The sequence below is a fragment of the Achromobacter deleyi genome, assembly GCF_016127315.1.
GTDB classification, from domain to species: Bacteria; Pseudomonadota; Gammaproteobacteria; order Burkholderiales; family Burkholderiaceae_B; genus Achromobacter; species Achromobacter insuavis_A.
In genome coordinates this window covers 1,279,890-1,293,858 of the sequence record NZ_CP065997.1, presented here as the reverse complement: position 1 = coordinate 1,293,858, position 13,969 = coordinate 1,279,890, and the positions used below count along the sequence as shown (strand labels likewise).

The window sequence follows — 13,969 nt, the reverse complement described above, 5'->3', positions numbered from 1 at the left end:
GCAGTGGTGGGGTTCAACGTCCGAGAATGCGATCGATGTCCGCGGCGGCCTGATAGGCGCTGGCCAGGACATTCAGGTAGCCGATGTTTCCTTGCGACAGGGTGCGTTGCGCGTCCAGCACTTCCAGGAAACTGACCTTGCCGGCCTCGAAGCCCTTGCGGGCGCTGTCGTAGGCTTCGGTGGCGCCGGGCAGCACGGTGGCGCGGTACTCGCGCACCGAATTGGCGGCCAGGTCGAACTGCGATACGGATTGCAGCAGGTCGGCGGTCAGGCGCGACTCCAGCTCGCGGTACAGGTCCTGCGCCTTGTACGACTGCATCGTGGCCGAGTAAACATTGCCCTGGTTGCGGTCGAACAGCGGCAGCGGAATCGCGACGCCGAACTGGGCCTTGTTGCGGCCCTGCTCGTTGTCGCGCGCGACGCCGGCGCTCAGGGTGATGTCGGGGTAGCGCTTGCTTTTCTCGACCTCCAGCTGCGCCCGGCCCAACTCGACCGACAGGCGGCCGGCTTCCATGCGCGGAGAGGTGGCCAGCGCGCCGCGCAGATCGTCGATGGCCTCGCGTCGCGGCAGGGTGCCCAGGTCGGCGCCGACTCGCGTGAAATCGGGCTGCGGCGCGCCCCACAGTTGTCCGAGCGCGCGGCGCGCGGCCTCCAGCGCGCTGTCGGCGGCGCGCGCCTCGATGCGTGCATTGGCCAGCTCGACGCGGGCCTTGCTGCCTTCCAGCGGCGGCGCCTTGCCGGCCGCCACGCGCCGCTCGGCCAGGCGCAGGGCGTTCTGCGCGATCTCCACGGTGCCCTGCGACACCCGCACGGTCTCCTGCGCCACGGCCACGTCGAAGAAGGCGGCGATGACGGCGGCGCGCAGGTCGGCGCGCGCGCTCGACAGGTCGCGCTGGGCGATGTCGCGCGCCAGGCCCGCGGCCTTGACGCGCGCGGCGCGCTTGCCGCCCAGCTCCACCGGCATGCTCAGCGTGGTGGTGGTGGTGCGCGTGGCGCGGCGGTTGTCGTCGATGCCGACCTCGATGGCGGGATTCGGGATGACGCCGGCCTGGGTCAGCTGGCCTTCGCTGGCCGCGGCCTCGTTGCGCGCCGCCGCCAGCAGCGGGCTGCGTTCATAAGCGGTGGCCAGGGCCTGTTCCAGGGTCAGCGGCTGGGCGACTGGCGCTGGGCGAAGCGGGACGGCGGGACGGTCGGGGCCGGGCTGGGCCCAGGCCGGGGCGAGGCACAGGGCGGCCGCCAGGGCGAGCGGTATCGGGGATAAACGCATGAGGTCAACCAAGGGAGGGCGCCACGGACTCGGGCTGAGGCAGGCATTGGTGGGCACTCTATCCAACGGGCCTCGTCAGATCCCCGACAGAAAAATGACATTTCCGTAAGGTTCGCGCGCCTTACGAATTCGTAATCGGCGTGTTGGCGAATTGACGCGGTCGCGTCCGTAAAGTGTCTTCACCGCTTGGGGTCTGTCAGCCCCGCAAGCGTGCAGGCTCGGCATCCCAGCCGCCCCGGCAAGTCAACGGAACTAGGAGATATTCATGAAGCAACGCATCGTCGCCACCCTCGCCCTGTGCGGCGCCCTGGCCGTGCCGGCCCTGGCCAGCGCCAACAGCACCTGGCACCAGACCGATACCGAGATCGGCTACAGCATCGCGCCGGGCCACGCCACGGCCGGCAAGACCGGCGAGCAGGTCGCCGGCGAGCTGGCGGCCGCCAAGGCCGACAAGCGGCAGTGGTTCTTCACCTACTACAACCTGGGCAAGCCGGGCTGGGTCAAGCAGGGCACGTCGCGCACCCGCGCCGACGCGCTGGCGGAAGTCGAGGCGATGACGCCGGCCGAGCGCGCCCGCCTGGCGTCGATCTACACGCCGGGTTGACCGCGCCGCGCCCTTCCCATGCCGCCGGCGGGCCGGCCGTCACCGGCGGCTCGGCCGGCCTGGCTTTCGCCGTCCCGCGCTGCGGCGCCCGGACGGCGGGCGCCGCTTTTCGCCGCCGCGAACGTAGAATAGGTGGCACCGCGGGGTGGCACTGCGTCGTGGTTCGTCCCTTTCTCCATCCGGGGCCTCATGAAGATACTGGTCATTGAAGACGAAAAAAAACTCGCCGAGTACCTGCGCCGCGCGCTCACCGAGCACAGCTACGTGGTCGACGTGGCCATGGACGGCGTCAGCGGTCTGCACCTGGCGCGTGAAAGCCAGTACGACCTGGTGCTGCTGGACGTGATGCTGCCGGGCATGGACGGCTTTTCGGTGCTGCACGAGTTGCGCAAGACCGACCGGGTGCCCGTGCTGATGCTGACCGCCCGCGACAAGCTGGAAGACCGCGTGAAAGGCCTGCGCGACGGCGCCGACGATTACCTGGCCAAGCCGTTCGCGCTGTCCGAGTTGCTCGCGCGGGTATTGGCGCTGGGCCGCCGCAGCGGCCACAACGTGGCCGAGGCCGGCGGCCAGAACGTGTTGCGCATCGGCGACCTGGAGCTGGACCTGCTGCGCCGGCGCGCCTATCGGGCCGGCACCCGGCTGGACCTGACCGCCAAGGAATTCACGCTGCTGGCCCTGCTGATGCGCAAGCAGGGCGAGGTGCTGTCGCGGCTGGAGCTGGCCGAGCAGGTCTGGGACATCAACTTCAACAGCAACACCAATGTGGTCGAGGTGGCGGTGCGGCGCCTGCGCGGCAAGGTCGACGACCCGTTCGAGAAGAAGCTGCTGCACACCGTGCGCGGCATGGGCTACGTGCTGGAAGTGCGGGAAGACTGATGGCCGTCGCGCGGCCCCGTTCCTTGCGCCGCTGGCTCACGCGCTGGCTGGCGATCCTGACGTTCGCCGGCCTGGGGCTGGTGTGCGTGGCGGTGTATTGGGCCACCAACCGCAATCTCTCCATCCGCCAGGAAGCCCTGCTGGCGCAGAAGGTGGAAGTCATCAAGCACCTGGTCGAGGAAAACGCCGCCAAGGGCGACTCGGCCTCGCTGCGCCACAAGCTCGAGGATTTCTTCTACGGCCGTCCTGATTTCTCGCTGGCGCTGGAGATCGATGGCGCCAGGGTGGTGTACGGCGCGCCCGACGATGGCGATGCCGGGCATGACCGCCGTATCAGTTTCACTCTGCCGGTGCCGGGTTCGCCGGGCGGTTCGATGAACGCGGAGCTGGTGCTGGACATCACCTCCGACCTGCACCTGCGCGCGGCGCTGGCGTGGACGCTGCTGGGCTGCGCGCTGGCCGGCGCCATCGTGGTGTCGGCGATCGGCACGCGGCTGGTGCGGCGGGCGCTGGCGCCGGTCGACGAGCTGGGGCGGCAGGCCGCCAGGCTGTCGCCCGACCGCATCGGCGAGCGGCTGGACGAGAGTCACCAGGCCGAGGAGATCCGGCCGCTGGTGCATCAGTTCAACGCGGTCTTGCAGCGGCTGGAGCGCGCCTACGTGCAGATGGAAGGCTTCAATGCCGACGTGGCGCACGAGATGCGCACGCCGCTGGCGACCCTGATCGGCGAGACCGAGCTGGCGCTCAGCGCCAGGCGGCCCGAAGCGGTGCTGCGCGAGATCCTGGGGTCCAACCTGGAGGAACTGCAGCGGCTGTCCGGCATCGTCAACGACATGCTGTTCCTGTCGCAGGCCGATCGCGGCGCCCGCGCCCGCGGCAGCTGGACGCCGAGCCTGGCGCAGGTGGTGAGCGAGATCGCCGACTACCACGAGGCCGAGGCGATGGACGCGGGCGTGTCGTTCGCCGTGTCCGGCGAGGCGGCGGCGCAGGTGGACCGCCCGCTGTTGCAGCGCGCCGTGTCCAACCTGGTGTCCAACGCCGTGCGTTACGCCCATCGCGGCACGCGCATCGACCTGCTGATCGACCGCGGCGAGCAGGGCGTGCGCATCGCGGTGCGCAACCATGGCGAGCCGATCGGCCAGGAACACCTGCCGCGGCTGTTCTACCGCTTCTACCGCATGGACGCGGCGCGGCCGTTCGACGCCAATCACCATGGCCTGGGACTGGCCATCGTCGCCGCCATCGCGCGCATGCATGGCGGGCGTCCGTTCGCCTGCTCCGAGGGCGGCGTCACCACCATCGGCTTCTGGATCGCCGGCGGCCACATTACAGAAAACTAATCTGCCTGTTCGCGTCCTGTCGCGTCGCGCTTCCTAGACTGTTCCTGTTCATCGGCCGCGCCCATCGGCGGCGCGGGGTGGGCGCCAGGGAGCAGCGATGCAGCGATGGAAACAGGCGGCCGGTTGCGTCGCGGTGGCGGCGGGGCTGATGGCCGGATCGCAGGCGTCGGCGGCCCAGCCGGCGAGCGCCGGCGACGCGCCGGCGGCGGCGAACAGGGCGTGCGATCTGCCGGATTTCGTGCGCGACGCCTTCGAGCGCCGGCAGGCGCAGGGACCGCTCACGCGCGCCGAGGTGCGCGCGCAGGTCGAGGTGTGGCGCGCCTCGGGCATGTCGCAGCTGTCGCGCGCGCGGCCCCTGCCGGACGTCTACAGCGAGCGCTACCGCCAGCATTACGCGACCTATGTGCGGATGCGCAACGGCCCCGAGTACGCCGCCGCCCTGTGCCAGGCGCTACAGGAGGATTGAGGGCGGGCGATGAAGATCCTGTACACCAACTTCCACCTGGGTGACGGCGGCGGCCACACCACCTACGTCATGTCGCTGGCGCGTGCGCTGGCCGCGCGCGCGGACGTCACGGTCGCCGCGCCGCGCGGCAGCCGACTGCTTGACGAAGCGGCCGCCCTGCCCGGCGTGCGCACGGTCGCGCTGCAGTTCAAGGGCGCGCCGGCGCGGCAATGGCGCGCCTTGCGCCAGTTGCGCGCGCTGTTGCGGGCCGAGGCGTTCGACGTGATCCACGTCAACGGCTCGGCGGACCATCGCCTGTGCATGCTGGCGGCCGCCGGCCTGGGGCCGCCGCGGCCGTTCATCGTCTACACCCAGCACAATGGCCGTCATCCCCGCAGCCTGGGCGCGCGGCTGCGCGCCATGCTGGCGACCGATCGCGTCATCTGCGTCAGCCAGCACACCTTCGATGGCATGGGCCGGTCGGCCTTCCGCCCGCAGGACCTGCGGCTGGTGCGCAACGGCGTCGACACGGCGCGCTACCGCCCGGCGGCGCCTGGCGAGGCCGCCCGGGCGCGTGAGCAATTGCTGCCGCCGGCGTTGCGCGAGCGCCTGGTGGTTGGCAGCCACGCCGGCACGGCCAGCCACAAGAACTGGCTGGACATGGTGGCGGCCGTGGCCTTGCTGCCGCCGGCGCAGCGCGAACAGATCGCGGTGCTGATCGCCGGCCTGCCGCCCTCGGCCGCCGAGCTGCGACGGGTTGAGGCGCTGGGCATGGCCGGCGCGGTGGTGTTCACGGGCCTGCTGCGCGACGTGCGGCCGCTGCTGGCGGCGATGGACGTGGGCTTCGTGCTGTCGTCGCGGCTGGAGACGATTTCCTTTGCCTGCCGCGAGATGATGGCGGCGGGCAGGCCCGTCATCGTCAGCGACACCGGCGGCCTGGCCGAGAACGTCATGGAAGGCGGCAACGGCTGGATCGTGCCGGTGTCGGCGCCGCCGCGGGTGGCGGAGACGCTGGCCGATATCCTGGAGAACCGCATCCTGCTCGACTGGATGGCGGCTGCCGCGCGGCGCCGGGCGGTGCGGGATTTTTCGCTGGAGGCATTCGTGCGCGGTACCGAGCGGATCTATGACGAAGCCAGCCAGCCGCGTTCGCTCACTCGCTGTAAGTCTTGGTGCTGTACTGGCTGATCGGCAGCAGGTTCAGCACCGGCAGGCCGGACACGGGGTCCCTGGCCTGCTTGTCGATGTAGGCCTGCAGGACATCCGCATCGAGCACGCCGATGTCCTGGCGCCGCGCGGCCGGCACCTTGGCGAGGGTCTTGTAGCCGTCGCCGCCGTTGGCGTTGAAGCTCAGGACGAACAGCTTATAGGTGCGGTCCGGGTCCAGCGGCAGCCAGTTGCCGCTGGCGTTGTCGCGCACCTCGATGTTCGACACGCGGCTGCCTTCGGCCTGCGCGGCGTTCACGTCCCAGCGCAAGCCGCCCGCATAGGGGTACGGGCCGGTCGAGCCACCGGGGCCGTAGACCGCCTGCATGCCATCCTCCAGCATGCGCTTGACCTCGGCGCCGCTGAGCTCGAGCCGCCATAGCGGGCTGCCGAACGGCACCACTTCGACGACCTTGGCCGCCGTCACCGGGCCCAGCAGCGGCACGCGCACGCCGCCGCCGCTTTGCAGCGAGATGTCGGCGCCGCCATAGCGGGCATTGGCGATCTCCAGGTAGGCCTGCGCGACCCACTGCTGGATGTCGCCGCCGTGCCGGTCGACGTTGCCCAGGGTATTGCAGGCGACGCTGGAGCGGCCATAGTCGCGCGAACCCGGACCGCCCGGCACGCGCCGCGAGCACAGTTCGCGCGGCACCGTCGCCACCACGCTCGCGCTGAAGGCGTCACCCCGGGCCTTGAAGGGCCGCAAGGCCTCCGTGGCGAGCGGGTCGGGCGCCTGCACCCGCAGGAAGCCGCTGGCGGCGATGTCGGCCAGCAGGGCGGCCCGGTCGACGGGGCTGGGGGCCGCGCCGGCGATCGTGAAGGCATCGCCCAGCAGCACATGCGGGGTGCCGGAACAGGCGGTCACGTCGCCGTTGCCGTCGAAGCGGACCTTCAGCTCGCCCACCACCTGCGAATATTCCCAGGCCTGCACCAGGCAGACGCGCTTGCCGTCCCTGTCACGCAGTTCGGCGGGATACGGGCCGGCGGGCGCGCCGACGCCATAGGTCGACAGCGCCTGGGGGCCCAACAGTGTGTGCGAATCGCCGCCGACCACCACGTCCACGCCGCTCAGCCGCGGAATGATCCGCCGGTCGTAGTCATAGCCGATATGGCTGACCAGGACGATCTTGTTGACGCCCTGGCCGCGCAGCGCGTCGATCTGCCGCTGCGCGGCGGTGGTCTCGTCGGAGAATCGCGTGCCGGGGTCGGGGCTGGACGACTGCCGGGTCTTGTTGGCGATGGTCAGGCCGATCAGGCCGATGGGCTGGCCGGCGCGTTGCAGCACCACCGACGGCAGCACCATGCCGGGCGCGCGCGCGGGGTTCAGGACGGAATCGGCGCCGAAGGCGACGTTGGCGCTGAGCACGGGCGTCTGGCACCGGCCCGCGTGCAACTGCTCGATGAGGCGCCGCAGGCCGCGGTCGCCCAGGTCGAATTCGTGGTTGCCGAGCGCCATGGCGTCGAAGCAGACCGTATTCATCAACGCGGTGTCGGCCTGCCCCGGTTCGCCGGCGCGGTTGAAGTACATGGTGCCGGTGGTGGCGTCGCCGGCATGCAGCATCAGCACGTTGGGCGATTGCGCGGCCAGCGCCTTGAAGGCGGCGGCCACCCGCGGGAAGCCGCCGATCTGTGCGCCGACGGTGACGCGTGCGCCGGCGGCGTTGCGCAGTTGCAGGTTCCCGGGACGCGCGTCCAGGTTGGAATGATGATCGTTGATGTGCAGGATCGTCAGTTCCATGGGCCGGCCCGCGGGCGCGCCGCCCGCGGAACCGCCGCAGGCGGCCAGCAGCGCCAGCAGGCTCGAGGCCGCCATGCCGGCGGGGATTCTCCATGGGGTCATTCGCGCGCGTCCGGGTGCCATCATGGGCAACATGGTCGCGGGCCAAGGCTACGGGCAGATGAACGCCGGGCCTGGCCGGGCGCCGTTACAAACGCCACGGGCCCGACGCTCGCGCGCCGGGCCCGTGGCCGTGGCAGTCGTGCGTGATCAGTAATGGATCACGGTGCGGATCGACTTGCCTTCATGCATCAGGTCGAAGGCCTCGTTGATGCGGTCCAGCGGCAGCGTGTGGGTCACGAACGGATCCAGGTCGATCTTGCCGCTCATCGCGTCCTCGACCATGCCGGGCAGCTGGGTTCGGCCCTTGACGCCGCCGAAGGCCGAACCGCGCCACACGCGGCCGGTGACCAGCTGGAACGGACGCGTGCTGATTTCCTGGCCGGCGCCGGCCACGCCGATGATGATGCTCTCGCCCCAACCCTTGTGGCAGCATTCGAGCGCGGCGCGCATCACGTGCACGTTGCCGATGCACTCGAATGAGAAGTCGACGCCGCCGTCGGTGAGCTCGACGATCACTTCCTGGATCGGTTTGTCGTAATCCTTGGGGTTGATGCAGTCGGTGGCGCCCATGGCGCTGGCCAGCACGAACTTGTTGGGGTTGGTGTCGACCGCGATGATGCGGCCGGCCTTGGCCTGCACCGCGCCCTGGATCACCGCCAGGCCGATGCCGCCCAGGCCGAATACGGCCACGGTGTCGCCTTCCTTGACCTTGGCGGTGTTGTGCACCGCGCCCAGGCCGGTGGTGACGCCGCAGCCCAGCAGGCAGACCTTCTCGTGCGGCGCGGCCGGGTTGATCTTGGCCAGCGAGATCTCGTTGACCACGGTGTATTCGCTGAAGGTCGAGCAGCCCATGTAGTGGTAGAGCGGCTTGCCCTCGTAGCTGAAGCGCGAGGTGCCGTCGGGCATCACGCCCTTGCCCTGGGTGGCGCGCACCTTCTGGCACAGGTTGGTCTTGCCCGACAGGCAGAACTTGCACTCGCGGCACTCGGCCGTGTAGAGCGGGATGACGTGGTCGCCCGGCTTGAGCGAGGTCACGCCTTCGCCGACCTCGACCACCACGCCGGCGCCTTCATGGCCCAGCACGGCGGGGAACAGGCCTTCAGGGTCGTCGCCGCTGAGGGTGAAGGCGTCGGTGTGACAGACGCCCGTGTGGGTGATCTGCACCAGCACTTCGCCGCGCTGCGGCGGCGCGACGTCGATTTCAACGATTTCCAGCGGCTTGCCGGGTCCGAATGCGACTGCTGCGCGTGATTTCATAGCTTTGCTCCACGAGGTCGATGGCGTTATTTCAGATAGGAACGGACGATGCGCATGATCTGATCGATTTCCGCTTCGGGTTCGATCGTGGCGCCGGGCCGTCCGCCCTGGGCGGATTGGAGGAAGGTCTCCCGGAGGTGGCTTTCCAGCACTTCGGCCATCAGGCCGGTGGCCGCGCCGCGCAGGGCGGCCAGCTGTTGCAGCAGCGCGCCGCATTCCGTGCCTTCGTTGACGGCGCGCTCCAGCGCCAGCGCCTGGCCCTGGATGCGGCGCAGGCGCGTGGTGACGCGCTTTTTCTCTGCGGGGGAATGGGGCACGGCAGGCTCCGGTAGATACAGGGGGGGAGTATACGCAGCCAGGTCGTCCGCGTCCAGCGCGGGTCGCCTGTCTGTACATGTCTAGTGGCCCCCTATAATCGGTTTTCGTCCAACGGCACGACAACAGGATATTCCGTGGCTTCCAATCCGCCCAGCCTGCCGGCCCAGGCCAACACCCTGCCCGCGCCGCTTTACGCGCAACTCAAGCAGATGATCGCCCAGCAGATCCGCAGCGGCGCGTGGCCGGCGCATTACCGCGTGCCCTCGGAAAGCGAGCTGGTTCAGGAGCTCGGTTATTCCCGCATGACCATCAATCGCGCGCTGCGCGAGCTGACCGCCGAGGGCCTGCTGGTGCGCATGCAGGGCGTGGGTACGTTCGTGGCCCAGCCCAAGACGCGTTCGGCGCTGTTCTCGGTCAACAACATCGCCGACGAGATCGTGGCCCGCGGTCATCGCCACCACAGCCGCGTGGTGCGGCTGGTCGAGGAAGCGGCCGGCAGCGAACAGGCCATCGCGCTCGATATCCGCGAAGGCCAGCCGGTGTTCCATTCGCTCATCGTGCACTTCGAGGACGACGTGCCGATCCAGCTCGAAGACCGCTACGTCAACGTGCGGCTGGCGCCCGACTACCTGAAGCAGGACTTCACCCGGCACACGCCCTATGAATACCTGACGCGGGTGGCGCCGCTGACCGAGGGCGAGCACGTGGTCGAGGCCATCGTCGCCAAGCCGCGCGAATGCCAGCTGCTGCAGATCGAGCGCAACGAACCCTGCCTGCTGATCCGCCGGCGCACCTGGTCGGGCGAGCGCGCCGTGACCCTGGCGCGCCTGATCCACCCCGGCTCGCGCCATCGCCTGGAAGGAAAATTCTCCACATGACTTCGCCAGACGTGCGCCTGTACCGGGCACAGGACTATCCCCGCATGCCGTGGCGCAATGGCGGCGGCACCACCCAGGAGGTGGCGTGCAATGCCGGCGGCAGCAGCGCCGCGTTCACCTGGCGCCTGTCGATCGCCGACGTGGCGCAGGACGGCGGCTTTTCCGCGTTCAGCGGGTTGCAGCGCGTCATCACCGTGCTGGAAGGCGCGGGCATCGCGCTGACCGTCGACGGCCAGGCCCAGGCGCCGCTGCGGGCGCGCCAGGCCTATGCATTCTCGGGCGATGCGCGGGTCGATTGCCGGCTGCTCGATGGCCCCATCCGCGATTTCAACCTGATCTACTCGCCGCGCCATTACCACGCGCGGCTGCAATGGATCGGCGGCGTGCGCGACTGGACCTTCCACAGCGCGGCCAGCATCGTGCTGCTGTTGAACGCCGGCGATGCGCTCAGCGTGCGGCGCGACGGCCAGTCGCTGCCGGCGCCGGCGCGCTACGACTGCCTGCACGTGGACAGCGCGGCCGACGCCGGCGGCCTGGCGGAATACCGCCTGGAATCGGCCACGGCCCTCGACGCCTGCCTGATCGAGCTGCAGTCGCGCCAGGGCTGACGCCGCCGTGCGGCGCCCGCCAAGCGCGGCGTCGTACGGGAAATCCCCTATCCGGAAGGCATCCAATCAACTTGTATATACAAGCATAGGCATCCTATGATTCCGGCAACAGGCCGCGCATCGTCCCGCGCCGCGCCATCGATCATGGAGACTGCCTTGGAACAATCGAACCGATACCGCGACGTCGAGATCCGCGCGCCGCGCGGCAACCAGCTCACCGCCAAGAGCTGGCTGACCGAAGCGCCGCTGCGCATGCTGATGAACAACCTCGATCCGGACGTGGCCGAGAACCCCAAGGAACTGGTGGTCTACGGCGGCATCGGCCGCGCCGCGCGCGACTGGGACTGCTACGACAAGATCGTCGAGACGCTCAAGCGCCTGGAAGACGACGAAACCCTGCTGGTGCAGTCGGGCAAGCCGGTGGGCGTGTTCAAGACCCACGCCAACGCGCCGCGCGTGCTGATCGCCAACTCCAACCTGGTGCCGCACTGGGCCACCTGGGAACATTTCAACGAGCTCGACGCCAAGGGCCTGGCCATGTACGGCCAGATGACCGCCGGCAGCTGGATCTACATCGGCAGCCAGGGCATCGTGCAGGGCACCTACGAGACCTTCGTCGAGGCGGGCCGCCAGCACTACGGCGGCAAGCTGGCCGGCCGCTGGGTGCTGACCGCCGGCCTGGGCGGCATGGGCGGCGCGCAGCCGCTGGCGGCGACGCTGGCGGGCGCCTGCTCGCTGACGATCGAATGCCAGCAGGCCAGCATCGATTTCCGCCTGCGCACCCGCTATGTCGATGAACAGGCGGCCGACCTGGATGACGCGCTGGCCCGCATCGCCCGCTATACCCGGGAAGGCCGCGCGGTGTCGGTCGCGCTGTGCGGCAACGCCGCCGAGGTGCTGCCCGAACTGGTGCGGCGCGGCGTGCGTCCGGACATGGTGACCGACCAGACCAGCGCCCACGATCCGCTCAACGGCTACCTGCCGGCCGGCTGGACCTGGGCCGAATACCGCGAACGCGCCAAGCGCGAGCCGGCCGCCGTGGTCAAGGCCGCCAAGCAGTCGATGGCGGTGCACGTCGAAGCCATGCTGGCGTTCCAGCGGGAGGGCGTGCCGACGTTCGACTACGGCAACAACATCCGCCAGATGGCCAAAGAGGAAGGCGTCGCCAACGCCTTCGATTTCCCGGGCTTCGTGCCCGCCTACATCCGCCCGCTGTTCTGCCGCGGCGTCGGCCCGTTCCGCTGGGCCGCGCTGTCGGGCGATCCGCAGGACATCTACAAGACGGACGCCAAGGTCAAGGAACTGATCCCTGACGACGACCATCTGCATCGCTGGCTCGACATGGCGCGCGAGCGTATCCGCTTCCAGGGCCTGCCGGCGCGCATCTGCTGGGTTGGCCTGGGACAGCGCGCCAGGCTGGGCCTGGCGTTCAACGAGATGGTGCGCAGCGGCGAGCTGTCGGCGCCGGTAGTGATCGGCCGCGACCATCTGGATTCCGGCTCGGTCGCCAGCCCCAACCGCGAAACCGAGGCCATGCGCGATGGCTCCGACGCGGTGTCCGACTGGCCGCTGCTCAACGCCCTGCTGAACACGGCGGGCGGCGCCACCTGGGTGTCGCTGCATCATGGCGGCGGCGTCGGCATGGGCTTCTCGCAGCACGCCGGCATGGTCATCGTGTGCGACGGCACCGATGCCGCGGCCGAGCGTATCGCGCGCGTGCTGACCAACGACCCGGGCACCGGCGTGATGCGCCATGCCGACGCAGGCTATGACGCCGCGGTCGATTGCGCCCGCGAGCAGGGCCTGGATCTGCCCATGGTCAACGCCCGACGCTGATCCGGGGCCGGCGGCCACGGCACAACACCCGGGCGCCGCCGCGCGGCGCCCGCCAGGAGACAACGCATGGAGCAGGACAGCGGGTCGCACGACGGGGCGCTGATCGAGCGGCGCTCGATCGACTTCATTCCGGAAACCGAACGCCATGGCAGGCTCTACAGCCAGTTCACGCTGTGGCTGGGCGCCAATCTGCAGATCACCGCCATCGTCACCGGCGCGCTGGCGGTGGTGCTGGGCGGCGACGTGTTCTGGTCGCTGATCGGGCTGTTGCTCGGCCAGATCTTCGGCGGCGCCGTCATGGCGCTGCACGCGGCCCAGGGGCCCAAGCTGGGCCTGCCGCAGATGATTTCCAGCCGCGTGCAGTTCGGCGTCTACGGCGCGGCCATTCCGATCGTGCTGGTGTGCCTGATGTACCTGGGGTTCACGGCCACCGGCACCGTGCTGTCGGGGCAGGCCATCGGCCAGCTGCTGGGCGTCAGCGACAGCGCCGGCATCCTGTTGTTCGCCGCCGTCATCGTGCTGGTCACGGTGTTCGGCTACCGCATGATCCACCTCATCGGGCGGGTCGCCAGCGTGCTGGGGCTGATCGCGTTCGTCTACCTGTTCAGCCGCGTGATCGCGCTGGGCGACGTCGGCCAGTTGCTGCAGATCCGCCATTTCAGCTGGACCTCGTTCCTGCTGGCGGTGTCGCTGGCGGCCTCGTGGCAGATCGCCTATGGCCCGTACGTGGCGGATTACTCGCGTTACCTGCCCAGCCGCACCTCGTCGTTCAAGACCTTCCTGGCGGTGGGCCTGGGGTCGGTCGTGGGCGCGCAGATCGCCATGACCCTGGGCGTGCTGGCGGCCGCCATGGCGGCCGGGCAATTCGCCGGCCGCGAAGTAGCGTACATCGTCGGCCTGGGCGGCGCCGGCGCCACCGCGGCGCTGCTGTACTTCAGCATCGCCTTCGGCAAGGTCACCATCTCGACGTTGAACTCGTACGGCAGCTTCATGTGCATCGCCACCATCATCAGCGGCTTTCGCGGCCATGTGGAGATCTCGCGGCGCCAGCGGCTGGTGTTCGTGCTGCTGATCGTCGGCGCGGCCACCTGCGTGGCGCTGGTGGGCCAGCATTCGTTCCTGAACGCGTTCAAGTCGTTCATCCTGTTCCTGCTGGCCTTTTTCACGCCCTGGAGCGCCGTCAACCTGGTGGACTACTACTTCATCAACCGCGAGCGCTACGATGTGGCGGCACTGTCGGATCCGGACGGCCGCTATGGCCGCTGGAACTGGCCCGGCATCCTGGTGTACGTGTTCGGGGTGCTGGTGCAGATGCCCTTCATCTCGACCAAGCTCTATACCGGCCCGATGGTCGCGCGCCTGGGGGGCGTGGACATCTCGTGGATCATCGGCCTGATCGTGCCCGGCCTGCTCTATTACGTGTTCGCCCGCCGCGGGCAGGCGCCCGCGCCCCGCCCGGCCCGGCGCGGACACGACATCGCATGACATCGA

Annotated in this window: 13 protein-coding genes; 9 read left to right on the top strand and 4 right to left on the bottom strand. The window is 69.6% G+C overall.

The features are described from left to right. Positions 1-13 precede the first annotated feature (13 nt). On the bottom strand, positions 14-1,267 hold the full coding sequence (locus tag I6I07_RS05805; RefSeq protein ID WP_198485959.1) for a TolC family protein: 1,254 nt from the start codon (positions 1,265-1,267) through the stop codon (positions 14-16). Between the two features lie 265 nt (positions 1,268-1,532). Here I6I07_RS05805 and I6I07_RS05800 point away from each other — a divergent pair, with 265 nt between their 5' ends. From I6I07_RS05800 to I6I07_RS05780, 5 genes are all read left to right on the top strand, one after another. Then, positions 1,533-1,871, top strand: a complete 339-nt coding sequence (locus tag I6I07_RS05800; RefSeq protein WP_006392422.1) for a hypothetical protein — start codon at positions 1,533-1,535, stop codon at positions 1,869-1,871. 189 nt (positions 1,872-2,060) lie between these two features. Then, positions 2,061-2,750 (top strand): heavy metal response regulator transcription factor, encoded by a 690-nt coding sequence (locus I6I07_RS05795; RefSeq protein ID WP_006392423.1) that lies wholly within the window; start codon positions 2,061-2,063, stop codon positions 2,748-2,750. Then, complete coding sequence (locus tag I6I07_RS05790) at positions 2,750-4,090, top strand: heavy metal sensor histidine kinase (RefSeq protein ID WP_198485958.1); 1,341 nt, start codon at positions 2,750-2,752, stop codon at positions 4,088-4,090. The genes I6I07_RS05795 and I6I07_RS05790 overlap by 1 nt, the downstream gene beginning before the upstream one ends. A 97-nt stretch (positions 4,091-4,187) precedes the next feature. Beyond that, a complete protein-coding gene (locus I6I07_RS05785; protein WP_232625908.1) occupies positions 4,188-4,556 on the top strand; it encodes a hypothetical protein in 369 nt (122 codons plus the stop codon). Positions 4,557-4,565: 9 nt separating this feature from the next. Beyond that, entirely contained in the window at positions 4,566-5,723 is a 1,158-nt protein-coding gene (locus tag I6I07_RS05780; protein WP_198485957.1) for a glycosyltransferase, read from the top strand. Here the strand turns inward: I6I07_RS05780 and I6I07_RS05775 are convergent. The 3 genes from I6I07_RS05775 to I6I07_RS05765 form a co-directional block, all read right to left on the bottom strand. Further along, positions 5,689-7,581 (bottom strand): bifunctional metallophosphatase/5'-nucleotidase, encoded by a 1,893-nt coding sequence (locus I6I07_RS05775; protein WP_198485956.1) that lies wholly within the window; start codon positions 7,579-7,581, stop codon positions 5,689-5,691. The two genes, I6I07_RS05780 and I6I07_RS05775, sit on opposite strands and share 35 nt — an antisense overlap. A 147-nt stretch (positions 7,582-7,728) precedes the next feature. Continuing rightward, a complete protein-coding gene (locus I6I07_RS05770; RefSeq protein WP_008164710.1) occupies positions 7,729-8,838 on the bottom strand; it encodes an S-(hydroxymethyl)glutathione dehydrogenase/class III alcohol dehydrogenase in 1,110 nt (369 codons plus the stop codon). Positions 8,839-8,864: 26 nt separating this feature from the next. Next, positions 8,865-9,155: a metal/formaldehyde-sensitive transcriptional repressor gene (locus tag I6I07_RS05765; protein ID WP_006392430.1), complete on the bottom strand. Its 291-nt coding sequence runs from the start codon at positions 9,153-9,155 to the stop codon at positions 8,865-8,867. Between the two features lie 135 nt (positions 9,156-9,290). Here I6I07_RS05765 and hutC point away from each other — a divergent pair, with 135 nt between their 5' ends. The 4 genes from hutC (at position 9,291) to I6I07_RS05745 (ending at position 13,963) form a co-directional block, all read left to right on the top strand. Next, complete coding sequence (hutC, locus tag I6I07_RS05760; RefSeq protein ID WP_192579530.1) at positions 9,291-10,034, top strand: histidine utilization repressor; 744 nt, start codon at positions 9,291-9,293, stop codon at positions 10,032-10,034. Then, entirely contained in the window at positions 10,031-10,642 is a 612-nt protein-coding gene (locus I6I07_RS05755) for a HutD family protein (RefSeq protein WP_198485955.1), read from the top strand. Before hutC ends, I6I07_RS05755 begins: the two co-directional genes overlap by 4 nt. Before the next feature lie 144 nt (positions 10,643-10,786). Beyond that, positions 10,787-12,478, top strand: coding sequence for a urocanate hydratase (hutU, locus tag I6I07_RS05750; protein ID WP_198485954.1), 1,692 nt, complete (start codon positions 10,787-10,789; stop codon positions 12,476-12,478). 66 nt (positions 12,479-12,544) lie between these two features. Further along, positions 12,545-13,963, top strand: coding sequence for a purine-cytosine permease family protein (locus tag I6I07_RS05745; protein ID WP_198485953.1), 1,419 nt, complete (start codon positions 12,545-12,547; stop codon positions 13,961-13,963). The last annotated feature ends 6 nt before the right edge of the window (positions 13,964-13,969 follow it).